The following is a 25,560-nucleotide window of genomic DNA, read 5'->3' on the forward strand; positions in this document are numbered from 1 at the left end:
TTAGTTCACCCACACGCGAGCGTTGCGGAACATGCGCATCCAGGCGCCGTCTTCGTTCCACTCTTCCGGGCGCCACGAGTTCTGCACGGCGCGGAACACACGCTCCGGGTGCGGCATCATGATGGTCACGCGGCCGTCGCGGCTGGTAAGGCCGGTGATCCCGCGCGGCGAGCCGTTCGGGTTGGCCGGGTAGCTTTCGGTGACCTTGCCGTGGTTGTCGACAAAACGCATCGCCACGCAACCGGACAGGTCGGCTTCGAGCAAGGCTTCTTCGCTTTCGAACTCGGCATGGCCTTCACCGTGGGCGATAGCGATTGGCATGCGCGAACCGGCCATGCCCTGCAGGAAGATCGAGTTGGATTCCTGCACCTGCACCATGGCGACACGGGCTTCGAACTGCTCGGAACGGTTACGCACAAAGTGCGGCCAGAACTCGCTGCCCGGGATCAGTTCGCTGAGGTTGGACATCATCTGGCAACCGTTGCACACACCCAGGGTGAAGCTGTCATTGCGCTCGAAGAAGCCCTGGAACGCATCGCGGGCACGGCTGTTGAACAGCGCCGACTTGGCCCAGCCTTCACCGGCACCTAGCACGTCGCCGTAGGAGAAACCGCCGCAGGCGACGAGGCCTTTGAACGCGTTGAGGTCAACGCGACCGGCGAGGATGTCGCTCATGTGCACGTCGATCGCGTTAAAGCCGGCGCGGTCGAACGCGGCCGCCATTTCCACTTGGCCGTTGACGCCCTGCTCACGCAGTACCGCAACTTGTGGGCGGATGCCTTTTTTGATGTAAGGCGCGGCGATGTCCTGGTTGACGTCGAAGCTGAGCTTGGTGCTCAGGCCCGGGTTTTCTTCTTCCAGGATCACGTCGAATTCCTGCTCGGCGCAGTCGGCGTTATCACGCAGGCGTTGGATCTGGTAGCTGGTCTCGGCCCACTGGCGTTGCAGCAGACGGCGCTGGCCGGCAAACACGGTGTCGCCATTAAAGGAGATATTGACTTCACCGTTGTTGATCGGCTGACCGATCACTGCCACGCAGTCGTCCAGGCCGGCGGCGCTGAATTGTGCGAGCACGTCCGGAGTGGCGTCCTGGCGAACCTGGATCACGGCGCCCAACTCTTCGTTGAACAGGATGCCGTTGATTTCGCAGGCTGCCTCGGCAACGCTGTCGAGCACGATGTTCAGGCCGCAGTGACCGGCGAAGGCCATTTCTACAACGCTGGTCAGCAAGCCGCCGTCGGAACGGTCGTGGTAAGCCAGCAGGTGGCCGTCGGCGTTCAGGCCCTGGATCACGGCGAAGAAGGCTTTCAGGTCTTCGGCGTCATCCACGTCCGGCGCGTGCTTGCCGAGCTTGCCGTGGGTTTGCGCGAGGATCGAGGCGCCCATGCGGTTCTGGCCACGGCCCAGGTCGATCAGGATCAGATCGGTGGTGCCCTTGTCCATGCGCAGTTGCGGGGTCAGGGTCTGGCGAATGTCGGTGACCGGTGCGAAACCGGTAACGATCAGCGACAGCGGCGAAGTGACGCTCTTGTCGGTGCCGTCTTCGTTCCAACGGGTGGCCATGGACATCGAGTCCTTGCCCACCGGAATGGTGATCCCCAGCTCAGGGCACAGCTCCATGCCGACAGCCTTGACGGTGTCGTACAGGCGCGCGTCTTCACCTGGGTGACCGGCAGCAGACATCCAGTTGGCCGACAGTTTGATGTCGGACAGCTTGCCGATGCGGGAGGCGGCGATGTTGGTGAGGGTTTCACCAATGGCCATGCGGCCCGACGCCGGCGCGTCCAGCAGGGCCAGCGGCGTGCGCTCGCCCATGGCCATGGCTTCACCGGTGTACACGTCGAAGCTGGTGGCGGTGACGGCAACGTCGGCCACCGGCACTTGCCATGGGCCGACCATTTGGTCACGGGCCACAAGACCGGTGATGGTGCGGTCGCCGATGGTGATCAGGAAGCTTTTGCTCGCCACGGCCGGGTGGTGCAGCACGCGTTCGATGCTGTCGGTCAGGTCGAGACTGCTTGGGTCGAAGTCATCGCCCAACTCGGTTTCACGCACGGCCGAACGGTGCATGCGCGGGGCTTTGCCCAGCAGCACTTCGAGCGGCATATCGACCGGGCTGTTGCCGAAGTGGCTGTCGGTGACCGTCAGTTGCGGCTCGGCAGTGGCTTCGCCGACCACGGCAAACGGGCAACGCTCGCGTTCGCAGATGGCCTGGAAGCGCGCGAAGTCTTCAGGGCCGACGGCCAGTACGTAGCGTTCCTGGGATTCGTTACTCCAGATTTCGTGCGGGGCCATGCCCGGCTCGTCGTTTGGAATGTTGCGCAGTTCGAAACGACCGCCACGCTCGCCATCGTTGACCAGTTCCGGGAAGGCGTTGGACAAACCGCCGGCGCCGACGTCGTGGATGAAGCTGATCGGGTTCTTGTCACCCAACTGCCAGCAACGGTCGATGACTTCCTGGCAGCGGCGTTCCATCTCAGGGTTTTCGCGCTGTACGGAAGCAAAATCCAGGTCTGCCGAGCTGGTGCCGGTGGCCATCGAGGAAGCAGCGCCGCCGCCCAGGCCGATCAACATCGCCGGGCCGCCGAGGACGATCAGCTTGGAGCCGACCAGAATCTCGCCTTTCTTGACGTGTTCTTCACGGATGTTGCCCATGCCGCCAGCCAACATGATTGGCTTGTGGTAGCCGCGCACTTCATCGCCACGCGGGGTGGTGATGGACTGCTCGAACGTACGGAAGTAACCGGTCAGCGCCGGGCGTCCGAATTCGTTGTTGAACGCGGCGCCGCCCAGCGGGCCTTCGATCATGATGTCCAGCGCAGTCACGATGCGCTCAGGCTTGCCGTACGGCACTTCCCACGGCTGTTCGAAGCCTGGGATCTGCAGGTTGGACACGGTGAAACCGGTCAGGCCCGCCTTTGGCTTGGCGCCACGGCCGGTGGCGCCTTCGTCGCGGATCTCACCGCCGGAACCTGTGGCTGCGCCCGGGAACGGGGCAATTGCGGTCGGGTGGTTGTGGGTCTCAACCTTCATCAGGATGTGCACCGGCTCCTGCACCGCGCCGTACTGGCGGGTTTCAGGATCCGGGAAGAAACGGCCGGCAACCGAGCCGACGATTACCGAGGCGTTGTCCTTATAAGCCGACAGAACGCCTTCGCTGTGCATCACGTAGGTGTTCTTGATCATGCCGAACAGGCTTTTTTCCTGGCTTTCGCCGTCGATGTCCCAACTGGCGTTGAAGATCTTGTGACGGCAATGCTCGGAGTTGGCCTGCGCAAACATCATCAGTTCGATGTCGTGCGGGTTGCGCTTCAAGCCGTTGAAGGCATTGACCAGGTAGTCGATCTCGTCTTCGGCCAGGGCCAGGCCCAATTCGATGTTGGCCTTCTCGAGGGCGGCGCGGCCACCGCCAAGCACGTCAATCGCAGTCAGCGGCTTGGGTTCGGCGTGGCTGAACAGGCCGCCAGCGTGTTCCAGCTGGCTGACGATGATCTGGGTCATGCGGTCGTGCAGGCTGCTGGCAATCAGCTCGGCTTCGGCGTCGCTGAACTGGCCGGCAACATAGAAAGCGATACCGCGCTCCAGGCGCTGGATTTTTTCCAGGCCACAGTTGCGGGCGATATCACTGGCCTTGCTCGACCAGGGCGAGATGGTGCCGAACCGCGGCAGAACCAGGAACAAGCGGCCGTCAGGCTCTTGAACGGGAACGCTTGGGCCGTACTTCAGAAGGCGCGCCAGCACTTGCTGTTCGTCGGCGGTCAACACGCCGGTCACGTCGGCGAAGTGAGCAAATTCAGCATACAAGCCTGTAACCGCTGGAACCTTCTGGCTCAGTTGCTCAAGGAGTTTGCTGTGGCGAAAGGCAGAAAGGGCAGGAGCGCCGCGCAGGATCAACATCTTCGGGACAGCCTCGGGAAGGGGGTGTGCTTTGAGGCCGTGCATTCTAGCGTAAACCATCGCCAACGGCACCCGAAACGGCACGGCTGGCCGCTGCCGAACGTCAGTTGGCACGGTTTGCACAGTATCGGGGCATTTTCCGTGGCTGGGCGCGCAGTTATTTTAACCGTCACAAACCCTCGCCAACCCGCGTTTCTGCGGGCTGCAGCCCGGTTCTGCGGGCGCTAGCAGACAAGTGCGCTGCTGTCGAGATATGGCGCTGAGGGTCGTTTGCGTATACTGCGCAGATGTTCTTCCCTACTGCTTTGCGCCCGCGATGCGCCAAATGGCTGATCGCAACCGGACTCTTCCTGATGCTCAGCGCCTGTGTTGATAAACCCAGCACGCTCGAGCGAATCAAGGAGGATGGCGTATTGCGGGTGATCACCCGAAACAGCCCGGCCACTTATTTCCAGGACCGCAACGGTGAAACCGGTTTCGAATACGAACTGGTCAAGCGGTTTGCCGACGACCTGGGCGTGAAGCTGGAAATCGAGACCGCCGACAACCTTGATGACCTGTTCGGCCAGTTGGGCAAACCCAACGGCCCGGTTCTGGCCGCCGCCGGTCTGGTCAGCAGCGAACAGCGCGAGCAGCAGGTGCGCTTCTCGCACCCTTACCTGGAAGTGACGCCGCAGATCATCTACCGCAACGGCCAGTCGCGCCCCACCACCGCAGCCGACCTGGTGGGCAAGAAGATCATGGTGCTCAAGGGCAGCACCCACGCCGAGCAATTGGCCGAGCTGAAAAAGCAGAACCCTGCGATTGAATATGAAGAATCCGACGCCGTTGAGGTGGTCGACCTGCTGCGCATGGTGGACGAGGGGCAAATCGACCTGACCCTGGTGGACTCCAACGAAGTCGCGATGAACCAGGTGTACTTCCCCAACGTGCGCGTGGCCTTCGACCTCGGCAATGCCAGCCACCAAAGCTGGGCCGTGGCGGCAGGCGATGACAACAGCCTGCTCAACGAGATCAACAGCTACCTGGACAAGGTGGAAAAGAACGGCACCCTGCAGCGTCTTAAAGACCGCTATTACGGGCACGTCGATGTGCTCGGTTACGTCGGCGCCTACACCTTTGCCCAGCACTTGCAGCAACGCCTGCCCAAATACGAGAAGCATTTTCGGACTTACGCCAAGGAAGAAAAAGTCGACTGGCGCCTACTGGCGGCCATCGGTTATCAGGAATCACTGTGGCAACCGGCCGTCACCTCCAAGACCGGCGTGCGTGGCCTGATGATGCTGACCCAGAACACCGCCCAGGCGATGGGCGTGTCCAACCGCCTGGACGCCAAGCAAAGCATCATGGGCGGCGCTAAATACCTGGCCAAGATCAAGGATGAGCTGGACGACAGCATCGCCGAGCCGGATCGCACCTGGTTCGCCCTCGCCGCCTACAACGTCGGCACCGGCCATCTGGAAGACGCGCGCACGCTGGCGAAGAAGGACGGCCTGAACCCCAACAAGTGGCTGGACGTGAAGAAGATGCTGCCGCGCCTGGCGCAGAAGCAGTGGTACAGCAAAACCCGCTATGGCTATGCGCGCGGCGGTGAGCCGGTGCATTTTGTGGCGAACATCCGGCGTTACTACGACATCCTCACCTGGGTGACCCAGCCGCAGCTGGAAGGCAACCAGGTGGTCGACGGCAACTTGCACGTGCCGGGCGTGGACAAGACCAAGCCGCCCGAAGATAACCCGCAGCTGTAAGCCACTTTCCCAAACACCACAAAACCCTGTGGGAGCCGGGCTTGCCCACGATGGCGGCCGGCCAGTCAACCTATTCGTTACCTGACACACCGCGATCGCGGGCAAGCCCGCTCCCACATTAGAGAGTGGTCGCCTTAAAGACCGGTGAGCAAATGCACGACGCCGCCGCCCAACACCATCACCCCCGGCACACCCGCCGCCCTTAACGCCGGCTCATCCAACCGCGCCGCATCCTGCAGTTGCACACGCACCCGCGTCAGCGCCACGCGTTGCTGCGACTTGAGGTTATCCGCGCCACCCAATGCACTCAGCACGCTGGCCGACAACAGACCCGGCGTCGACGCCGCGACCGTCTCGGCAATCAAATCCGGGGTCAGGGCTTTCCAGAACGCCCGCTGCAATTTCTCGAACATGCTCAGTGCTCCACGACAGGTGAGGTTTCAACGGTAGCCGCGTGGTACTGGCGCAGGGCCTCGCGCACATGCGCGGCTTCTTCCAGGCCCAGCACCTGGCGGGCAATGATCTGGCAATCGGCCAGGTCCAGCTCGCGCACGGTGGCCTTGATGGTTGGGATCAGCGGCACGCTGACCGACAACTCATCCACGCCAAGCCCGATCAACATGGGTACCGCCAACGCTTCGGACGCCAATGCGCCACACACGCCCACCCACTTGCCATGGGCATGCGCGGCCTTGACGGTGGTGGCGATCAGGCGCAACACCGCCGGGTGAAAGCTGTCAGCCTGGCTGGCCAGCCGCGGGTGATCACGGTCCATGGCCAGGGTGTATTGGGTGAGGTCATTGGTGCCGATGGAGAAAAAGTCCACATGCGGGGCAAAGACATCGGCCATCAGCGCCGCAGACGGCACCTCGATCATGATGCCCAGCTTCGGCAACGCTTCAAGCCCCAGCGCCAGCGCTTCCTCTTCAAGAATCTTGCGCGCCAAGTGCAGCTCCGACAGCAGGCTGACCATCGGTAACATGATGTGCAGCCGCGCCAACCCGGCGCTGGCAAGGATCGCGCGAAACTGTTCGCGCAGGAGCTCCGGGCGCGCCAGGCACAGGCGGATACCGCGCAAGCCCAAAAACGGGTTGGTCTCGCTTTCCATCGGCACATAGGCCAACGGCTTGTCGCCCCCCACGTCCAGGGTGCGCACCACCAAATTGCGCTCAGTGCCCAAGGCGCGGGCGATGGCGCTGTAGGTGCCCGCTTGCTCCTCGGGGCTGGGGGCGCGGTTGCGGTCCAGGTAGAGGAATTCCGAACGCAGCAGGCCGACGCCTTCACCGCCCAGGGCCAGGGATTGCTCCACTTCCTGCAATGAAGCGACGTTGGCCGTGACCTCAACGTGATGGCCGTCGCGGGTCGTGGCCGGCAAGGCCGCCTGCGCCACCTCACGCTGACGGCGCTGCACTTGCTGATCACGGGCCGCCTGCAGTTTTTCGATTTCAGCCAGGTCTGGCTCCAGGTGCAGCTCGCCTTTGTCGGCGTCGAGCAGGACTTGTTTGCCATTGGCCAGTGCCAACACGTGCCCTGGCACACCGCAAATCGCCGGCAGGCCGAGCGCACGGGCGAGAATCGCCACATGACTGGTCGCGCCGCCGCCGACAGTGACAAACCCCAGCACCTTGCGGGTATCCAGGCTGGCGGTTTGCGACGGCGTCAGTTGTTCGGCAATCAGGATGGCCTGCTCGGGCAAGTCCCATGCGCGGTCCTGGATACCGAGAATCAGCTTCAGCACACGCTGGCCGACATCGGCCAAATCCGCCGCGCGCTCGGCGAGCAGCGCATTGCCCAGGCCCTGGAACAGCTTGGCGGTGGCAACGGTGGCGCTGTTCCAGGCAAAGGCGGCGCTTTTGCCTTCGGCCAGCAGACCATGGGCTTGCTCCAGCAGGGTCGGGTCTTCGAGCAACTCCTGATGGGCCCTGAAAATCTCGGCCTGGGCGCTGCCGGCCGCCTTGGTTTGCAGAGTTTGCAACGCCTCGGTTGCCGCCAGCAGGCCACGCGTCAACGCGTCGCGCTCGGCGGTTTCGCCGGTGCCGTTTTCAGTGATGTTCAGCTCCGGCTCGGCCACCTGAACAACCTGGCCAAATGCCGAACCCGGTGACGCACACACGCCGCGCAGCAGCGCGGCCGACGACTCGGGCGCAACCGCCTCAACCACCTGCGCCGGTGCCGCGACCGTTTCGCCACAGCCCTCGGCCAACAGCGCGACCAATGCCTTGATCGCCGCGTCGGCATCGCTACCCGCCGCACTGACCTGCAAGGTGTCGCCCTGCGCGGTTTGCAGCGCCATGATCGCCACCAGGGATTTTGCGTTGGCGCTTTGGGTTTGTTTGTGCAAGTAAATGCTCGCGTCAAAACCCTTGGCCGCCTGGGCAAACACCGCCGCAGGGCGGGCGTGCAGGCCATTGGCGTTGGGCAAGCTCAGCGGCTTGGAGAACAGCGCATCACCCTCCTCCTCCTCGACGGCTGCAGTGGCCTCGCCGGGCGATACTCGCAACAGCGGCTGGCCCACATCCACCCAATTGCCGTCCGGCGCCAACAGCGTAAACGGCTCGCCGCTGACCACCAGCATCAAGGTCAACAAACTGCGCGCAGTGAGCGCCACGTAATCGGCATCAAATTCAATCAGCGGTTGCCCAGCTTCCACTCGCTGGCCTTCCTGCACCAGCCGCGTGAAGCCCTGGCCTGCCAGGTTCACCGTGTCCAGGCCGATATGCATCAGCACCTGAACGCCGTTGTCGTCGGTAACGCTGACGGCATGGCCACTGTCCTGGAGACTGCTGATCACCCCGGCCAGCGGCGCGCAAAGGGTCTGCGAGGTGGGATCGATGCACAGGCCGTCGCCGATCATGCGACTGGCGAACACCGGGTCGGGCACCTGATCCAGCGCCAGCAGCACACCCGACAGCGGCGCCAGCAGTTCCAGGGGTTGAGTTGTGGTCATGACTTCACCTGCTGTTTTGTTCTGTAAAAATCCGTGTGGGAGCGGGCTTGCTCGCGAATGCGGTGGTTCATTCAATAGATGTGTTGCCTGATATACCGCTTTCGCGGGCAAGCCCGCTCCCACATTTGGTCCGCGTTATTTCCACCAGTATTCGACCTGCACACCCACATTCGAGCCATGCCGCGCTGTGCCGTAGGCGCCGGTGTCGGACAACGCCGAGCCCGCCGCCAATTCATTCGCCGCGCGCTTGGCCGCTTCGTTCCAGGTTGCATAGGTGTAGTACAAACGCACTTCCGGCCGCGCCCAGAATTCCGGGCCGTTGGGCGACCAGGTCGGGGCGAAGGTGAATTTGCTCAGCTTGCGCGTGCCACCGGTGGCGTCGACCTGATCATGCCCAAGCTCGGTGACCAGTTTGAACTGCTCGCTGATGGCATACGCCGGGCGCACGCCGATGGACATCCAGGTTTGGTCCTGGCTGCCAGGGCGGATGTCTTTCTGGTACACCGCCTCGACCTGCCCGCCAAAACGCGGGGTCACCTGCCAGTCGAAGAACTCCACGGCCCGGTAGCTTTTACTGCTGTTATCCAAAGCCGTGTTGCCGGTGTAGCCCAAGCCCGTGCCGGGGCCTTCGCCGTACTGCAAGGCAAACTTGTTTTTGCCGCCCAGGAAAGGTTTTTGCACGTGCTGCGCCGTGATCGCCCAACCGCTGTTGGCGTCACGACCACCGGCTTTTTCGATGTAGCTCAAGCCGAACTCCAGTTCACCGCCGGGGTTGGTCTTGAACCCCGCCACGTTGAAGTCGTGACGGGTGGCGTATTCCTTCTGGTACAGGTTGTCCTTGCGGGAAATGGCATAGCTGTATTTGAGGTCGCCGATCAGCACGTCCTCGACGCCGCCGCCGGTGGCGCTCTGGTTCCAGTAGTAGAAATCGGAGATATGGATGTCGTTACGTTTGTAGTAACGCCGGCCCGCCCACACCGAGCCGCCATTGAGGCTGGGCAAATTGGACCACTGCGCATACATCTGCGGCATGCGCGCCGAGCCGTTGTCTTCGCCCTGGAACTTCAGGGCACGGTCGTACTTGTTGTACAGCGACGCCATGGCGTCGACGCTGAGCACCGAGCCGTCGTCGAGGGTCAGCAGGTCCTGGCGCAATTCCAGTTCGGCGTATTGCTCGCATTCGTTACCCAAACGGTACTTCGTTTGCGCCCCCGGCAACTGGAAGCACTGCTGCTTGCCACTGCCCGTTGAAGTGCCCGCGCCGCTGCGCAAGTAACCGGCAAATTCCAGGGCCTGCGCGGCAAAAGGTGCGGTAAGGCATGACGCAATGAGGCCCAGCTTTATTGTGGTTTTCATGAAGCACTCCTTTTATTTTTATTTTTTTCTTACTTTTTGTCTTACGCGCGGCGTGCAGAGACCGGCTCGCTGGCATTGGCGCGTTCAGGGCGCTATCGCCGGCAAGTGGGCTCCTACGGGTGACTCGCGGTGTTTCAGTCGGTCAGGTGCAGGACGAATGATTCATAGGGGCGCAACACCACCGTGGCCGTACGCAACGGGCAATCGGGGTAGTTGCTGATCAGCAAGCGTTGCTCGCTTGAGGCGTTGATCACGCCTTGCGGCAGCTGGATTTCGCAGGGTTTGCCATAGAAGTTGTTCACCACCAGCAAGCGCTCGCCATGGCCTTCGCGCAGGTAGGCCCAGACCTGGAGGTGGTCTTGCAGCAGTTGGCGATAAACCCCCTCCTGAATCAGCGGCTCATGCCGACGCAACGCAATCAGCGCACGGTAGTGATGCAGCACCGAATCCGGGTCATCCCGTTGGCTTTCGACGTTGATCTGCGCCGCGTTGGCTGGAATACCGATCCAGGGTTCACCGCTGCTGAAACCGGCGTTGGCTTGAGTGCTCCACTGCATCGGCGTGCGGCCGTTGTCGCGCGACTTCTGCATGATCGCCGCCATGCTGGCGGCCTCGGACTCACCGGCATCGCGCTTGAGCCGGAAGATGTTCAGGGTCTCGACATCGCGGTACTGCTCGATCTTGTTGAAGCCAGGATTGGTCATGCCCAACTCTTCGCCCTGGTACACATACGGCGTGCCCTGAAGGAAGTGCAGCGCCGTGGCGAGCATCTTGGCCGAGACCACGCGGTGCTCGCCGTCGTCACCAAAACGCGAGACCACCCGCGGCTGGTCGTGGTTACACCAGAACAGCGCATTCCAGCCACCACCGGCCTGCATGCCCAGTTGCCAGTCAGAGAAAATCTGCTTGAGCTGCAGAAAGTCGAAGTCGGCCTTCACCCACTTTTGCAGGTTCGGGTAATCGACCTTCAAGTGATGAAAGTTGAAGGTCATCGACAGCTCTTTCGACTCAGGATTGGAGTAGCGAATGCAGTGTTCCAGGCTGGTGGATGACATCTCGCCGACGTTGATCAGGTCATGCCCTTCGAAGACTTCGCGGTGCATTTCCTGCAGGTAGTGGTGCACGTTCGGGCCGTCGGTGTAGAAGCGCCGGCCATCAGTGTTGTCTTCTGGGAAATCGGCGGGCTTGGAGATCAGGTTGATCACGTCCAGGCGGAAACCGCCCACGCCTTTGTCGCGCCAGAAGCGCATCAACTTGAACACTTCGGCGCGCACCTTGGGGTTGTCCCAATTCAGGTCGGCCTGGGTGTGATCGAACAGGTGCAGGAAGTACTGGCCGGTTTGCGCCTCGTATTCCCAGGCCGAGCCGCCGAACTTGGACTCCCAGTTGTTTGGCTGGTCGCGCCAGATATAGAAGTCGCGGTACGGGTTGTCGAGGCTGCTGCGCGCCTGCTGGAACCACTCGTGCTCGATGGAGGTGTGGTTGACCACGATGTCGAGCATCAGCGTGATGCCGCGCTTGGCCGCTTCGCTGATCAGCAGGTCGCAGTCGGCCATGGTCCCGTAGCTTGGGTCGATGGCGTAGTAGTCGCTGATGTCGTAGCCGTTGTCGCGCTGCGGCGAGCGCAGGAATGGGGTGATCCACAGGCAATCCACGCCCAGCCATTGCAGGTAATCGAGCTTGTCCACGATGCCCAGCAGGTCACCGGTGGCGTTACCCGCGTGGCTGTGGAAGCTTTTTGGGTAGATCTGGTAGATCACCGAGTGCTGCCAGTTTTGCATGGTGGATTCCTTCAATAGAGTTGTGTGCTGGCCTTGCCGGCCTCATCGCGGGCAAGCCCGGCTCCCACACTTGAATGTGCTCACCCATCAATGTGGGAGTTGGCTTGTCGAACCGTCGCTCAGGCGACCCGATAGCCAGGCCGCACGATCTTCATGCTCAACGCACAGGTCAGTACAAATGGCACGACAATCGCGATGACCATCCCGATGACAAAAACCGGGATGTACTGCGGCAGGATTGAGATAAACGCCGGCAAACCACCGACACCAATGGCCGAGGCCTGCACCTTGTTCAGCGACAGGAAAATGCTGCCCAGTGCCGAGCCGAGCAACGCGGCATAGAACGGAAACTTGAAGCGCAGGTTCACGCCGAACATCGCCGGCTCAGTGATACCGAAGTAAGCGGAAATCGCCGAGGTCGAGGCCATGCTCTTGTCACGCGCATTGCGTGTCGTATAGAACACGGCGAGCGCGGCGCTGCCCTGGGCCAGGTTGGACATGACGATCATCGGCCAGATAAAAGTGCCGCCCTGGGTGGAGATCAGTTGCAGGTCCACGGCGAGGAACATGTGGTGCATGCCGGTGATCACCAGCGGCGCGTACAGCAGGCCGAAAATCGCCCCGCCGACCATCGGCGCCAGGTCAAACAGGGTGACCACGCCTTCGGTGATCAGGATGCCGAGGTGACGGGTCACCGGGCCGATGATCGCCAGGGCCAGTACGCCGGTGACGACAATCGTGGTGATCGGCACCACCAGCAGCTGGATGGCATTAGGTACTCGCGCGCGCAGCCATTTCTCGATGACGCTCATCACATAGGCGGCCATGAGGATCGGCAGGATCTGCCCCTGATAACCGACTTTTTCGATCTTGAACCAACCGAAAATATCGAAGTAAGGCAGGCTCTGGCCGTCGAGGCCGGCGACTGCCTTGCCGTAGTTCCAGGCATTGAGCAGGTCCGGGTGCACCAGCATCAGGCCGAGCACGATGCCAAGGATTTCACTGCCGCCAAACCGCTTGGCCGCCGACCAGCCCACCAGCGCCGGCAGGAACACGAACGAGGTGTTGGCCATCAGGTTGATCAGGCTCCACAGGCCATCCAGGTTCGGATACGCCGCAAGCAGCGTCCTGCCCTCGATGAACATGCCTTTGGCGCCCATCAGGTTGTTAACGCCCATCAGCAGGCCGGCGATGATCAACGCGGGCAGGATCGGCATGAACACATCAGAAAATACGCGCACCAGGCGCTGCATGGCGTTGGTCTTGTCGGCGCCCTTTTTCTTCACGTCGGCAATAGTGGCGGCGGCAAGGCCGGTCTGCTCGCGCAGCGCGGCGTAGACCTTTTCCACTTCGCCGGGGCCGATCACCACCTGGAACAGGCCGCCGGTGAAGAACGACCCCTTGACCAGATCGACCTGGTTCAACGCGCCGCTGTTGACCAGGCTCGGGTCCTTGAGCGCCAGGCGCAGGCGGGTCACGCAGTGGGCAGCCTGCTCAAGGTTGTCGCTGCCCCCGAGGTGCTCGAGAATCTCGCGGGCAATAGTTGAATAGTCGTGGCTCATGCTTGGTTTCCACTTTGATTTTTTTATTTGGGGGCAGTCATTGGCAGCACGCCGAGGGCAAAAGTACTCGTCTGTACGAGTTAAAGCAACAACTCGTCTGTACGAGCTACAAATAGTTTAATTTTATGAATGTGGAGTCAGACTTTTCCTCTATTCCACAGGTGGCCAATGGACAAAGCCCACCTCTGCCACTAAGGTTCCTGCCTTGAACGCGCAGTTCACTCTCATCAAGTCGGGCATAGAGCCATCCCCATGAGCAAATACAACCAGATCTATACGGATCTGCTTGCCAACATCACCACCGAACGCCTGCAACGCGGCACGCGCCTTCCCTCCGAAACCGAACTGATGGACGCCTACCAGGCCAGCCGTGGCACCGTGCGTCGCGCAATCGAGCAGCTGCAGGAGCGCGGTTTCGCGCAAAAAATTCACGGCAAGGGCACGTTCGTGCTGTCGCCCAACCCGATCGAGTTTCAGCTGGGCGGCATCGTCAGCTTCCACGAAACCCACGCTGACCTGGGCGATGACGTACGCACCGAAGTCGTCGAATTCAGCCAAATCCCGTTGGAAGGTTCACTGCTGCAACACATCGAAGCCGAACCCGGCACCCTGATCACGCGCATCAAACGGGTACGGCGCATCGGCGGCAAACGGGTGATCCTCGACATCAACCACTTCGTCGCCGAACTGATCCCCGGCCTGGACCGCGATATCGCCGAACAGTCGATCTACGCGTTTATCGAGCAGACGCTGCAGCTGCAGATCAGCTACGCGCAACGCACCATCGAAGCCCTGCCGCGCAGCAAGGACGATCAGACCCATCTGGACCTCGAAGGTCAGAGCCATGTGATCGTGGTGAGCAACCAGACGTTTTTGCAAGATGGCCGCCAGTTCGAGTACACCGAGTCGCGGCATACGCTGGACAAGTTTTACTTTTCTGACATTGCGCGGCGCTGAGGCAAGAGAGGTCAGCTACTGTGAATATCCCAAACAAGTGGCGTGCACAGTTTGCGCAGTCGCTGATTGAGCAACAGGCCATTGGTGAATCGCGGGCTGACGTGTTTCGCCTGCGCCAGGTCGGGGGTACGGATCTGTTCCTGAAGGCCGAACCCCTGGTGGAGTTCAGCGAACTTGCGGACGAAATCGAGCGCCTTCGGTGGCTCCGGCAAGTTAATTTGCCTGCACCCGTCGTACTGGATGAGCTGATAGACACCCACCACCATTGGCTGCTGATGACCGCCGTGCAGGGGCAGGATCTGGCCAGCGCCAACACTCTGTCCGCCGCGCAGACCGTCGACATCCTGGCGACAGCCCTGCGCACCTTGCACCAGATACCCATCGCGCAATGTCCCTTCGATCACGCCTTGCAACACCGCATCGCGCTCGCGCAGGCGCACGTCAATGCCGGGCTGATCGATGAGACGGACTTCGACGACGAACGACTCGGGCGAAGCCTTGAGGATGTGTTCGCCGAGCTCTTGTCGAATCAGCCCAACACCCACGACCTGGTAGTGACCCACGGTGACGCCTGCCTGCCAAATTTCATGGCCGCAGACGGCCGTTTCAGCGGCTTTATCGACTGCGGACGCCTTGGCATCAGCGACCGCCATCAAGACCTGGCCCTGGCGGCACGCAGCATCGAACGTAACGTTGGGCCGGAATGGGTAAAGCCATTCTTTGAGCTTTATGGTGTTGAGCCTGATGAGCAGCGGATGAAGTTTTACTGCCTGTTGGATGAGTTTTTCTAAACGCCTGAAGCCTGAGTGGAACTTCACCACCTCCGGAGGGACATTTTGGCCAATCAGGACGCCACGCGTATGGCCGCTTATCAGCCTCTATTCTTCTGGCGAAGCAGCTTGTTACCGTTCAGATAAGCAGCGGCCTTACAAAACAGATCCAACCTGACGTAGGATGCCCCCGTGGCTATGGAACACCTTCCTTCTAACCTCCTATGACCTAGGGGTTTCGCTCTCCACACTGCGCCTGCTTCTTGCAGGCGTTTTTACATCAGCTGTAGGACGATGCTGCAACTCGTACACGACGGCGGCCAAGGAGAAAATCAAGCATGCATCAGGATCTGTTTTTGCGTCGCCGTAGCAAAATTCTTGTTCCGATGGGCACTGGCGGTGCCACGCAAGCTCAAGTCGCGTCGGCTATCAGGGAAATCGCGGCGTTTCGATGCGTACTGTCAGAGCCGCTGATCGAGCAAATCGGCTTGTTGTCAGCGACAGAGCTCAAGTACTGGCTACACGAAATTGTCGCCGTCCTGCGGCGAGAAGCTGGCGGCCATGTACATCACAGGCCGTTTTATCCTGACTTTCCAGAACAGGTTCTGACGGCCTCAGAGGCGGACTTGTACCTTAACGCCGTCGTGCACTACCTGACGCTTTGGCGTTTACCACCGACCGAACACGCTCGGCCCGCGATGCTCGAAGGCAACGTCATATCCCGCGTTATCGAACTGGGTAGCGTCTCTGAGTTCGAGTCACTGCTCAAGCCGTTGGTATCATCGCGCACCTCGCTCTCCGCAGCGGACACTGCCGATGTTGTCTGGTTTATCCGAGAGTACAAAAGCGATGTGTTCCGTCTGCTGCCTGAGGCCGTTCCGTTCCGGGAAACCCGCGCGCTGGTTGGCGGCGCACTTATCCTGCTTGTAGCCGGCGATGCACGGGTGGACGCATTCCTGGAGCGAAACGTCGAAACGGCGACCGACGTGCTAAGGCTCGCGGTCGCGTTGAGTGGAGGAGACGTGTCACTGACGACATCTTCGACGCGTTTCAAAGCGATGAAGCGCTCAATGCGCCGCCTGCTATTGCGCCTGCTCGATCGCACACCCAACGCTGTAGACGACGTGATGCGCCATGCTGAGCGATGGAAACGTCTGGCTGAAGTACTGCACCCAGGCGACTACGCCGATAAATACCCAAAAGCACTAGCTGCCATCACCGCAGCACGTCGCAACGAGGCGCCAGCCTCATTTGGGTCTCGTGTCGAAACATTGCTTGCCCAGCGTCACATCGCCACGCTTACAACCATACTACAAAGCCATCCTGGGGAGTTCGCACGACGGCTGGACGTAACCCTGCGACGCGCGACGGAACCAGAATCCGTTCTCGACGCGTTCGAGGCGGTTGCCACACAAGTGTCCTCACCTGTCCTGCTGCAGTTGCTGACCCACTTACGTGCGCCGCGCCCCCTCCCTCTGCGAGCCTTCACTCCGAAAGGTGCATTTGCCAAAATCTATGGCACCAAGGATCGACGCGAGCCTCTCTTGCCCGACGTGTTGGCGCGTGCAGCCAGAATCTGCGAAGACGCTCTTGTCACGCGTTTTGCGTCACTACCACCCCTAGGAGGCTGTTTCGTCGATCCAGCATTAAGTGAATACAGGGTGCCGCTGGCGCAACGCGCCTCATCGAAGTCGCTACGAACGCTGGTGCGAGGCAGTCGGCTGCCAATGCCTGACACACGTTTCATTCGCCTGTTCCTGTGGTGGAAGAACGGCAGCGGGCGCACGGATATCGACTTGTCCGCCGCATTTTTCGACGCCAACTTTGTATTCAAAAAAACGGTCGCGTACTACAACCTCAGGGATTTCGGCGGCTGTCACAGCGGTGACATCGTCGACGCGCCTAACGGGGCTTCGGAGTTCATCGACCTCGATCTTGATGTGCTCGTCAAGAAGGGTATCCGTTACGTCGTCACGTCTATCAATTCGTTCACCGAGCAACCGTACTGCGATCTTCCAGAATGCTTCGCTGGCTGGATGGCCCGTACCGACACAGCGTCGGGTGAAGTATTCGAGCCGCGCTCTGTGTTCGACCGTATCGATATAGCATCCGACACAGGGGTCTGTCTGCCATTCGTGATGGACTTGCAGGACCGACGCATGATCTGGGCCGACCTGGGACTCACTTCGTCTGTGCGGTGGAACAACGTCCAGAACAACCTCAGTGGGGTATCGTTGATGCTACGGGCTTTAATACATACACCAAAGCCGGATTTGAAGACCCTGTTCGATTTACACGTTCGAGCACGAGGCGAACGAGTAGTGTCACCGCAGCAGGCACAGACGGTGTTTACGCCGGACCAAGGGATAACACCATTCGATACGGATTTGATTCGATCACAGTTTCTCTAATATCTACGCCAGCCTTTGGCGCTTATTAAAAACCACAGCTCTTGCTTCGGAGCGTTTTACCCAAAAACAAAATGCCAGTCAGCATAACTGACTGGCATTGGCTAAAACCCTTCCCGCGCTAGTACGAATCTAGCGCTGCACTCTAGTCAGTGCAGGGCGCCCTATTACTCCCACTCAATCGTCGCCGGCGGCTTGCTCGACACGTCATACGTCACGCGCGAAATACCTTCGATCTCATTGATGATACGGCCGCTGACAGTCTCCAGCAGCTCGTACGGCAGGTGTGCCCAACGGGCGGTCATGAAGTCGATGGTTTCCACCGCACGCAGTGCAACAACCCACGCATAACGACGGCCATCGCCCACAACGCCCACCGATTTCACCGGCTGGAACACCACGAATGCCTGGCTGACTTTGTGGTACCAGTCGGCATTGCGCAGTTCTTCGATGAAGATGTGGTCGGCGCGACGCAGCAGGTCGGCGTATTCCTTCTTCACTTCACCGAGGATCCGCACGCCCAGGCCCGGGCCCGGGAATGGGTGGCGGTAGACCATGTCGTACGGCAGGCCGAGTTCCAGGCCCAGACGGCGGACTTCGTCCTTGAACAGTTCGCGCAACGGTTCTACCAGCTTGAGGTTCATTTCCTCAGGCAGGCCACCTACGTTGTGGTGGGACTTGATCACGTGGGCCTTGCCACTCTTGGCGCCGGCCGACTCGATCACGTCAGGGTAGATGGTGCCCTGGGCGAGGTACTTGATGTTGTCCAGTTTGTTGGACTGGGCATCGAATACGTCGATGAAGGTACGGCCGATGATCTTGCGCTTCTTCTCTGGATCGGACTCGCCGGCCAGGTTGTTCAGGAACTGGTCTTCCGCGTTGGCGCGGATCACCTTGACGCCCATGTTCTCGGCGAACATAGCCATCACCTGCTCGCCTTCGTGCAGGCGCAACAGGCCGTTGTCGACGAACACGCAGGTCAACTGGTCGCCGATGGCTTTGTGCAACAGGGCAGCAACTACCGAGGAGTCAACGCCGCCGGACAGGCCGAGCAGCACGTTGTCGGTGCCGACCTGGGCGCGCACTTGGGCGATGGCGTCTTCAGCGATCTTCGACGGGGTCCACAGGGCTTCACACTCGCAGATGTCGAGGATGAAGCGCGACAGGATGCGCCCGCCTTGCTTGGTGTGGGTCACTTCCGGGTGGAACTGCACGCCGTAGTAGCCGCGCTCGTCGTTGAACATGCCGGCGATCGGGCAGCTCGGGGTGCTGGCCAGGATATGGAAGTCTTCCGGCATCTTGGTGACCTTGTCACCGTGGCTCATCCACACGTCGAGGCCGAACAGGCCGTCGGCGTCGATGTGGTCTTCGATGCCGTCCAGCAGGCGGCTCTTGCCGACCACATCAACACGGGCGTAACCGAATTCACGCAGCTCGGAACCTTCAACCTTGCCGCCCAGTTGCTCGGCCATGGTCTGCATGCCGTAGCAGATACCAAAGACGGGCACGCCCAGGTCGAATACGGCTTGCGGGCAGCGCGGGCTGTTGGCTTCGTGCACGGACTCGGGGCCACCGGCGAGGATGACGCCTTTAGGGGCGAATTCGCGAATCGCTTCGTCATCCATGTCGAACGGGTGCAGTTCGCAGTACACGCCGATTTCGCGCACGCGGCGGGCGATCAGCTGGGTGTACTGGGAACCGAAGTCGAGGATCAGAATGCGGTGGGCGTGAATGTCGAGGGCCATGAGGATCAGTCTCGTCTATGTAATTCAGAAACAACTCGGGGCTGAATAAAACAGCCCGGTTACTTAACATTTTGCTGGAAGCCTCAACCTACGCGGTAGTTTGGCGCTTCCTTGGTGATCTGCACGTCGTGGACATGGGATTCAGCCATGCCGGCGCCGGTGATCCGTACAAATTCAGGCTTGGTGCGCATTTCTTCGATGTCGGCGCTGCCGGTGTAGCCCATCGAGGAACGCAGGCCGCCCATCAGTTGATGGATGATCGCGCTCAGGGTGCCTTTGTACGGCACACGGCCTTCGATGCCTTCCGGTACGAGCTTCTCGGCGCCTGCCGAGGAGTCCTGGAAGTAGCGATCAGAAGAGCCTTGCGCCTGGGACATGGCGCCCAGCGAACCCATGCCGCGGTAAGCCTTGTACGAACGACCCTGGAACAGTTCGATCTCGCCCGGCGCTTCTTCAGTACCGGCGAACATCGAGCCCATCATCACGCAGGAAGCACCAGCGACGATGGCCTTGGACAGGTCACCGGAGAAACGGATGCCGCCGTCGGCGATCAACGGTACGCCGGTGCCTTCAAGGGCAGCGGCGACGTTGGCGATGGCGCTGATTTGTGGCACGCCCACACCGGCGACGATACGCGTGGTGCAGATCGAGCCTGGGCCGATACCGACCTTGACGGCGTCGGCGCCCGCTTCGGCCAGGGCCTTGGCGGCAGCGCCGGTGGCAATATTGCCGCCGATCACTTGCACGTCAGGGAAATTCTGTTTGACCCAGCGAACGCGGTCGATCACGCCTTTGGAGTGACCGTGGGCGGTGTCGACCACCACCACGTCAACGCCGGCAGCGACCAGGGCCGAAACGCGATCACCGGTGTCTTTACCGGTGCCGACCGCAGCGCCAACGCGCAGACGACCTTGGTCATCCTTGCTGGCCAGCGGGTAAGCCTTGGCTTTTTCGATGTCGTTGACGGTCATCATGCCTTTGAGGGCGAATTTGTCGTCGACGATCAGCACGCGTTCGATGCGGTGCTTGTGCAGCAGCTCGCGCACATCGTTCTTGTCGGCGCCTTCCTTGACAGTCACGAGGCGCTCTTTAGGCGTCATCACTTCGCGGACGGTGACTTCAAGACGGTTCTCGAAACGCACGTCGCGGGAGGTGACGATGCCGACCAGGTCGCCATCGTGCAGCACCGGAACGCCGGAGATGTTGTGCAGGCGGGTCAGGTCGAACAGGTCACGCACGGTGGCGTCGGCTTCGATGGTGATTGGGTCTTTCACCACACCGGCTTCGTAACGCTTGACCTTGCGCACTTCGGCAGCTTGCTGCTCGATGGTCATGTTCTTGTGGATGATGCCGATGCCGCCTTCCTGAGCCATGGCGATTGCCAAACGGGCTTCGGTGACGGTGTCCATGGCAGCAGAAACCAGGGGAATATTCAGCTCGATGCCACGGGTTAGGCGGGTCTTGAGACTGACTTCGTTAGGAAGCACCTCGGAATAACCGGGCACTAGGAGAATGTCGTCGAATGTCAGAGCTTCTTGGCTGATACGCAGCATCGCGGGGGCTCCCGAGCGGGAAAATGGAAGCGCGCCATTATATACATGCACCCTGTCAGGCTCAATGTAAAACTCTGACAAACTTGGTAATACTGATAGAAGGGTTAAAGCTCGACTTTGACCCAACTCATCTTCTGGTCCAACCAATCGGCAAATTCGTCGATAAAGCTCTGCTTGAAACCCGCCTCTGCCCAATTGTTGAAAATGAACCCCAGGTTGGAAAACCCGCATTCCTGCAGGAACAGAAACCCGTTGATGTCATCTTCATGCCCACACAGCGGGCAGGTGAAGTTGTCGGTGTGGCCGGGCATCCAGTCTTCCAGGCTTTCGAACAGTGCCTCGCCGACTTCCTTGAGGCATTCGGGGCAGCCGGCTTCTTCGAGAAAGCCTTTGGCCGGCGTGTAGATGCAGCGTTTGTAGATAATCTCGAGGCCATTGATCGGCTCGTTGAACGGCAGCGCCTCCGGGTGCAGCACCACGGCACGGGCGCCGTCGGCCAGGGCGTAGCCCATGCGATTGCCGGTGCGCCCGCAGGTGGTCAGCTCTTCCTTGATGATGTTCTTGCGCACCAGCCAACGCACGATTGCCCGCGCGCGGGGCTCGTGGACGGGCAAGGTGGAAATTTTCGGGACAAGGATGCTTTGGGAGTTCATGAGAGTCCTGCGGTGTGGCTTCTGGCCCCATCGCGGGCAAGCCCGCGATTAAGACCCCAGAGCCCGGCAGCTTAATCCCTGATACCCACAGGTCAAGTACTCAAGTAACGGGCAATCAACGCAAGGCCGCTCGCCAGCACCAGCCACGTCACCAACCGCACAAAGGCTTCACGCGACATACGCATCGTCAGCCTGCGCCCCACCCACAGTCCCAAGGCCATCGCCGGCAACAGGCACAGCGCCAACAGCAAAAGCGGCCAGTCCGCGTACACCCCGGCAATCAGGAACAGGCTCAGGCGCACCACGGTGCTGCAACTGATCAACGCACTTTGCGTGGCCCGCGCCGCGTCCTTGGGCAAACGACTGTTCAGGTAGATCGCATATAAAAAGCCGCCACTGCCAAACAACGCACCAAACAACCCGCCGACCGTGCCCATGGGAATCGACCAGCCCGCCGCCAGCTGCGTCGGCCGCGCCTTTACCGCCAGGCTATAAATCGCATAGGCGCTGATAAACAGCCCCATCAAGAGCAGCAACAGGTCCGAGTGCAGATTGAGCAAAAACACCACCCCAAGCGTGCAACCAATGGCCACGCACGGCAGCAATCGCAACAGCTCCGGCTTGTTCACCTCCCGCCGCGATTGCAGCAGGTTGCCAAAGGCCGCGACAAAGTCGAGCAACACCAGCAGCGGGATAAGTTTCGACAACGGCATAAACACAATCAGGATCGGCCCCGCGACCAGCGCCGTACCAAAGCCTGCGATACCAAACACGACGTAGGCCACGACAATGCCGAGGCAGATCACCAGCCAATCAACGCCGCTGAACGACCACTGACTCATCAGCTCAACCGGGCTCATGGGCACTTCCTTGAAAGAGATGACGGTCACTTTAGCCATCGACGAGTGTTGCGACTAATATCTTCAAAGCCCTCCACTCATCTCGAAAAGGCATGACGCGTGATTTCCACTCGCCAACTGCGCTACTTCGTCGAAATCGCCGACAGCGGCAGCTTCAGCGCCGCCGCCGAACGCCTGTTTGTGGCGCAATCGGCCCTGAGCCGGCAAATCAAGGAGCTGGAAAGCCAGCTGCAAACGCCACTGTTCGAACGCACCGCGCGCCAACCCCGGCTGACGGCGGCCGGCGAAGCCTTTTACCCACGGGCGCGCAACCTGCTGAGCGAGTTGCTCAAGGCCAGCGAAATGGCCACCCAGGTGGGCAATGGCCAGCTGGGCACGTTGCGCCTGAGCCATTCGAGCACCGTGCCGATGAGCGGGCACTTGTTGAAAGCCATCAGCACCTGGCTGGAGCGCTGCCCTGGCGTGTCGATGGACATCGTCAAATTGTCCTCCGAGGCGCAACTTGAAGAAATCGCCGAAGGTCGGCTTGAAGTCGGGCTGTTGCGCTTGCCGGTGTTGCGCCAACGCGAAGGTGTCCGGGTGGTGCCCTTGTACAGCGAACAGCTGGTGCTGGCTGTGCCGCCTGACCACGCGCTGGCCCGCAGCAATGCACCTGTCGAACTGGAACAGCTCAAGGACGAAGTGTTTATCTCGATCCCCCATCCTCAGCGCGGCGGCCTGAGTTATCTGTCAGCCGAACTCTGCATGCGCGCCGGATTTTTCCCCAAGGCTGCACGGGTGATGTCACGCAAAACCACGCAGCTGCAACTGATCCAGGCCGGCTTCGGAATTGCCTTGTTACCAAAATCCATGCAGGACATCGCCCCCGCCAACCTGCACTTTTTGCCCCTGGCTGATCCGGACTGCCTCAGCACCGTGGCCCTGGCCTGCGCGCAGACGCCGAGCGCGCTGGTCGAGCAATTCTGCCAAACCTTGCGCGAATGCCTATAAACTGCCGCCCATGATTAAAGATCCTTTTGCCCGTCTGGGCCTGGACCGCGAAGTCCTGACTGTCAGCCAGCTCAACGGCCGTGCGCGGGTGTTGCTGGAAGACGTGTTCACCAATATCTGGGTCGAAGGCGAGATCTCCAACCTCGCCCGCCCGGCGTCCGGCCATGTGTACTTCACCCTCAAGGACAGCGGCGCCCAAGTGCGTTGTGCGTTGTTTCGCAACAACGCCGCACGGGTGCGCCAGGCCTTGAAGGATGGCTTGGCGGTCAAAGTGCGCGGCAAGGTCTCGCTGTTCGAGGGCCGTGGCGACTATCAATTGATCCTCGACACCGTAGAGCCCGCCGGTGATGGCGCGCTGCGCCTGGCCTTTGACGCGTTGAAGGAAAAGCTCAGCGCCGAAGGCCTGTTCAGTGCCGAACGCAAGGTGCCGCTGCCGGCGCACCCTCGGCGCATTGGCATCATCAGTTCGCCCACAGGCGCGGTGATCCGCGACATCATCAGCGTGTTCGGCCGCCGCGCGCCGAACGTTGAATTGACGCTGATCCCCACGGCCGTGCAAGGCCGCGAGGCCGTGTCGCAGATTGTGCGCGCCCTCAAGCTGGCCGACGCACGCGGCTTCGACGCGTTGATCCTCGCTCGCGGCGGCGGCTCTCTGGAAGATCTGTGGTGCTTCAACGAGGAAGCCGTGGCCCGTGCGGTGGACGCGTGCGCGACGCCGATTGTCAGCGCCGTCGGCCATGAAACCGATGTGTCGATCTGCGACTTCGTGGCCGACGTGCGCGCGCCCACGCCCTCCGCCGCCGCCGAATTGCTCGCCCCCGATGCCAGCCATTTGGTGCGCCAGGTCGAAAACCTGCACCGCCGCCTGGTGATGCTGATGCGCAATCGCCTGAGTCATGAGCGCCTGCGCCTGGAAGGCATGGCCCGTCGCCTGCGTCACCCCGGCGAACGTCTGCGCCAACAGGCCCAGCGCCTGGATGACCTGGACATGCGCATGCGCCGCGCCTTCGAACGCAGCCTCAATACCCGCCGCGAACGCCTGATCCGCCTGGAAACCCGCCTCGCCGGCCAGCACCCCGGCCGTCAGTTGGCCCTGCTGCGCCAGCGCCTGGACAGCCTCGCCGAACGCCTGCCGCGCGCCATGCGCGAAGGCCTCAAGGCGCGTCGCTTGCAACTGCAAAGCCAGGTGCAGACGCTGCAGGTGGTCAGCCCACTGGCGACCCTGGGCCGTGGCTACAGCATTTTGCTGGACGAGCGTGGCCAGGCGATCCGCAACGCCGCGCAAACCCACACCGGCCAACGCCTGACCGCGCGCCTCGGTGAAGGCCAATTGCAGGTGCGGGTGGAAGATAACCACCTGACGCCCGTCACCCTTTCGTTATTGGATTGATTGATGCCCCGTCTATTTAGCCTGCTGATGCTGTTGTGCCTCACCTTCAATGCCCACGCCGACAGCTACATCACTCGGCTGCTGAACAAGCCGGTGCCGGGTGGCGTCGCAGTGGTCGATCTGGGTACGTCGGCAACCGCGCCGAAAGCCACCTACCAGAACAGGCCGGTGTTGGTGGTCAAGGAACAGAACACCTGGCTGGCAATTGTCGGGATTCCTCTGACGGTTAAACCCGGCACCCAACGCCTAACCAGCGGTGGGCAAACCCTGCCGTTCGTGGTGGGCTTCAAGAAATACCCCGAGCAGCACATCACCCTGAACAACAAAAGCCAGGTCAATCCGGACCCGGCACAGCTCAAGCGCATCGAGGGCGAACTGGCGGTCCAGCTCAAGGCTTACCGCAGTTTCAGTCCGAACACGCCCAGCAACCTGCTACTGGATAAACCCGTGAACGGGCCGCTGTCGAGCAAGTTTGGCGTACGCCGGTTCTTTAACGGCGAGGAGCGCAACCCGCATTCGGGCCTCGACTTCGCCGTCGGTGCCGGCACGCCGATCAAGACCCCGGCGGCCGGTAAAGTCATCCTTACCGGCAATTACTTCTTCAACGGCAACACCGTCTTTGTAGACCATGGCCAGGGCTTTATCAGCATGTTCTGCCATATGTCGAAGATCGACGTGAAGGTGGGCGACCAACTGGCGCGCGGCGCGGTGGTGGGCAAGGTCGGCTCGACGGGCCGCGCGACCGGGCCGCACATGCATTGGAACATCAGCCTCAACGATGCACGGGTCGACCCGGCGATCTTCATCGGCGCGTTCCAGCCCTGAATGAAGCGATTGCGCGCCCGATCAAGGGCGCGCAATTAAAAAGAGCCTGCAACTCATTCCACGCCATAAGATCTCGTTTCCCACGCCAATAGCAGAACTTATCTCAATTTTTCTCGAC

At 61.0% G+C, this 25,560-nt stretch carries 17 protein-coding genes; 7 read left to right on the forward strand and 10 right to left on the reverse strand.

Annotated features, from left to right (window positions below):
- Window positions 1–3,897, reverse strand: a complete 3,897-nt coding sequence (gene purL / locus AB5I78_RS23875) for a phosphoribosylformylglycinamidine synthase (protein WP_242199999.1) — start codon at window positions 3,895–3,897, stop codon at window positions 1–3.
- A 287-nt stretch (window positions 3,898–4,184) separates the two neighbouring features.
- On the opposite strand from purL, the gene mltF reads away from it, so the two are divergent.
- Window positions 4,185–5,645, forward strand: coding sequence for a membrane-bound lytic murein transglycosylase MltF (mltF, locus tag AB5I78_RS23880; protein ID WP_145164162.1), 1,461 nt, complete (start codon window positions 4,185–4,187; stop codon window positions 5,643–5,645).
- A gap of 134 nt (window positions 5,646–5,779) precedes the next feature.
- On the opposite strand, the gene AB5I78_RS23885 is transcribed toward mltF, so the two are convergent.
- From AB5I78_RS23885 to treP, 5 genes are all read right to left on the reverse strand, one after another.
- Window positions 5,780–6,058: a PTS glucose transporter subunit IIB gene (locus AB5I78_RS23885; RefSeq protein ID WP_369302126.1), complete on the reverse strand. Its 279-nt coding sequence runs from the start codon at window positions 6,056–6,058 to the stop codon at window positions 5,780–5,782.
- A gap of 2 nt (window positions 6,059–6,060) precedes the next feature.
- The gene (gene ptsP, locus AB5I78_RS23890) at window positions 6,061–8,592 is read right to left on the reverse strand and encodes a phosphoenolpyruvate--protein phosphotransferase (RefSeq protein ID WP_369302127.1); all 2,532 of its coding nucleotides are present in this window, start codon (window positions 8,590–8,592) and stop codon (window positions 6,061–6,063) included.
- A gap of 135 nt (window positions 8,593–8,727) precedes the next feature.
- Window positions 8,728–9,948, reverse strand: a complete 1,221-nt coding sequence (locus AB5I78_RS23895; RefSeq protein WP_369302128.1) for a maltoporin — start codon at window positions 9,946–9,948, stop codon at window positions 8,728–8,730.
- Window positions 9,949–10,082: 134 nt separating this feature from the next.
- Entirely contained in the window at window positions 10,083–11,729 is a 1,647-nt protein-coding gene (gene treC, locus AB5I78_RS23900) for an alpha,alpha-phosphotrehalase (protein WP_262209876.1), read from the reverse strand.
- A 119-nt stretch (window positions 11,730–11,848) separates the two neighbouring features.
- On the reverse strand, window positions 11,849–13,291 hold the full coding sequence (gene treP, locus AB5I78_RS23905) for a PTS system trehalose-specific EIIBC component (RefSeq protein WP_369302129.1): 1,443 nt from the start codon (window positions 13,289–13,291) through the stop codon (window positions 11,849–11,851).
- 252 nt (window positions 13,292–13,543) lie between these two features.
- On the opposite strand from treP, the gene treR reads away from it, so the two are divergent.
- From treR to AB5I78_RS23920, 3 genes are all read left to right on the forward strand, one after another.
- On the forward strand, window positions 13,544–14,248 hold the full coding sequence (gene treR / locus AB5I78_RS23910; RefSeq protein ID WP_145164174.1) for a trehalose operon repressor: 705 nt from the start codon (window positions 13,544–13,546) through the stop codon (window positions 14,246–14,248).
- 20 nt (window positions 14,249–14,268) lie between these two features.
- Window positions 14,269–15,039 (forward strand): APH(3')-II family aminoglycoside O-phosphotransferase, encoded by a 771-nt coding sequence (locus AB5I78_RS23915; protein WP_369302130.1) that lies wholly within the window; start codon window positions 14,269–14,271, stop codon window positions 15,037–15,039.
- Window positions 15,040–15,356: 317 nt separating this feature from the next.
- The gene (locus AB5I78_RS23920; protein ID WP_369302131.1) at window positions 15,357–17,429 is read left to right on the forward strand and encodes a TerD family protein; all 2,073 of its coding nucleotides are present in this window, start codon (window positions 15,357–15,359) and stop codon (window positions 17,427–17,429) included.
- Window positions 17,430–17,593: 164 nt separating this feature from the next.
- On the opposite strand, the gene guaA is transcribed toward AB5I78_RS23920, so the two are convergent.
- The 4 genes from guaA to AB5I78_RS23940 form a co-directional block, all read right to left on the reverse strand.
- The gene (guaA, locus tag AB5I78_RS23925) at window positions 17,594–19,171 is read right to left on the reverse strand and encodes a glutamine-hydrolyzing GMP synthase (protein ID WP_369302132.1); all 1,578 of its coding nucleotides are present in this window, start codon (window positions 19,169–19,171) and stop codon (window positions 17,594–17,596) included.
- 83 nt (window positions 19,172–19,254) lie between these two features.
- Window positions 19,255–20,724: an IMP dehydrogenase gene (guaB, locus tag AB5I78_RS23930; RefSeq protein ID WP_016977684.1), complete on the reverse strand. Its 1,470-nt coding sequence runs from the start codon at window positions 20,722–20,724 to the stop codon at window positions 19,255–19,257.
- Between the two features lie 104 nt (window positions 20,725–20,828).
- Window positions 20,829–21,377 (reverse strand): hypothetical protein, encoded by a 549-nt coding sequence (locus AB5I78_RS23935; RefSeq protein WP_025859262.1) that lies wholly within the window; start codon window positions 21,375–21,377, stop codon window positions 20,829–20,831.
- A gap of 92 nt (window positions 21,378–21,469) precedes the next feature.
- On the reverse strand, window positions 21,470–22,237 hold the full coding sequence (locus AB5I78_RS23940; protein WP_369302133.1) for a sulfite exporter TauE/SafE family protein: 768 nt from the start codon (window positions 22,235–22,237) through the stop codon (window positions 21,470–21,472).
- Window positions 22,238–22,336: 99 nt separating this feature from the next.
- Here AB5I78_RS23940 and AB5I78_RS23945 point away from each other — a divergent pair, with 99 nt between their 5' ends.
- The 3 genes from AB5I78_RS23945 to AB5I78_RS23955 are packed head-to-tail and all read left to right on the forward strand — an operon-like array spanning window position 22,337 to window position 25,442.
- Window positions 22,337–23,227 carry a LysR family transcriptional regulator gene (locus tag AB5I78_RS23945; protein ID WP_369302134.1) on the forward strand — a complete coding sequence of 297 codons (891 nt, stop codon included), beginning with the start codon at window positions 22,337–22,339 and terminating at the stop codon, window positions 23,225–23,227.
- A gap of 10 nt (window positions 23,228–23,237) precedes the next feature.
- Window positions 23,238–24,617, forward strand: coding sequence for an exodeoxyribonuclease VII large subunit (gene xseA / locus AB5I78_RS23950; RefSeq protein ID WP_369302135.1), 1,380 nt, complete (start codon window positions 23,238–23,240; stop codon window positions 24,615–24,617).
- A gap of 3 nt (window positions 24,618–24,620) precedes the next feature.
- Window positions 24,621–25,442, forward strand: coding sequence for a peptidoglycan DD-metalloendopeptidase family protein (locus tag AB5I78_RS23955; protein WP_369302136.1), 822 nt, complete (start codon window positions 24,621–24,623; stop codon window positions 25,440–25,442).
- Window positions 25,443–25,560 lie beyond the last annotated feature (118 nt).

The organism is Pseudomonas sp. N2-3-1-14, from assembly GCF_041228395.1.
Classification (GTDB): domain Bacteria; phylum Pseudomonadota; class Gammaproteobacteria; order Pseudomonadales; family Pseudomonadaceae; genus Aquipseudomonas.

What these genes read in the sequence shown, in the direction of transcription:
- AB5I78_RS23935 (WP_025859262.1), bottom strand. Translation starts at nt 21,377, where the DNA reads ATGAACTCCCAAAGCATCCTTGTCCCGAAAATTTCCACCTTGCCCGTC.
- treP (WP_369302129.1), bottom strand. Translation starts at nt 13,291, where the DNA reads ATGAGCCACGACTATTCAACTATTGCCCGCGAGATTCTCGAGCACCTC.
- AB5I78_RS23920 (WP_369302131.1), top strand. Translation starts at nt 15,357, where the DNA reads ATGCATCAGGATCTGTTTTTGCGTCGCCGTAGCAAAATTCTTGTTCCG.
- guaB (WP_016977684.1), bottom strand. Translation starts at nt 20,724, where the DNA reads ATGCTGCGTATCAGCCAAGAAGCTCTGACATTCGACGACATTCTCCTA.
- AB5I78_RS23955 (WP_369302136.1), top strand. Translation starts at nt 24,621, where the DNA reads ATGCCCCGTCTATTTAGCCTGCTGATGCTGTTGTGCCTCACCTTCAAT.
- guaA (WP_369302132.1), bottom strand. Translation starts at nt 19,171, where the DNA reads ATGGCCCTCGACATTCACGCCCACCGCATTCTGATCCTCGACTTCGGT.
- AB5I78_RS23885 (WP_369302126.1), bottom strand. Translation starts at nt 6,058, where the DNA reads ATGTTCGAGAAATTGCAGCGGGCGTTCTGGAAAGCCCTGACCCCGGAT.
- xseA (WP_369302135.1), top strand. Translation starts at nt 23,238, where the DNA reads ATGATTAAAGATCCTTTTGCCCGTCTGGGCCTGGACCGCGAAGTCCTG.
- AB5I78_RS23895 (WP_369302128.1), bottom strand. Translation starts at nt 9,948, where the DNA reads ATGAAAACCACAATAAAGCTGGGCCTCATTGCGTCATGCCTTACCGCA.
- ptsP (WP_369302127.1), bottom strand. Translation starts at nt 8,592, where the DNA reads ATGACCACAACTCAACCCCTGGAACTGCTGGCGCCGCTGTCGGGTGTG.
- AB5I78_RS23940 (WP_369302133.1), bottom strand. Translation starts at nt 22,237, where the DNA reads ATGAGCCCGGTTGAGCTGATGAGTCAGTGGTCGTTCAGCGGCGTTGAT.
- purL (WP_242199999.1), bottom strand. Translation starts at nt 3,897, where the DNA reads ATGTTGATCCTGCGCGGCGCTCCTGCCCTTTCTGCCTTTCGCCACAGC.
- treR (WP_145164174.1), top strand. Translation starts at nt 13,544, where the DNA reads ATGAGCAAATACAACCAGATCTATACGGATCTGCTTGCCAACATCACC.
- mltF (WP_145164162.1), top strand. Translation starts at nt 4,185, where the DNA reads ATGTTCTTCCCTACTGCTTTGCGCCCGCGATGCGCCAAATGGCTGATC.
- treC (WP_262209876.1), bottom strand. Translation starts at nt 11,729, where the DNA reads ATGCAAAACTGGCAGCACTCGGTGATCTACCAGATCTACCCAAAAAGC.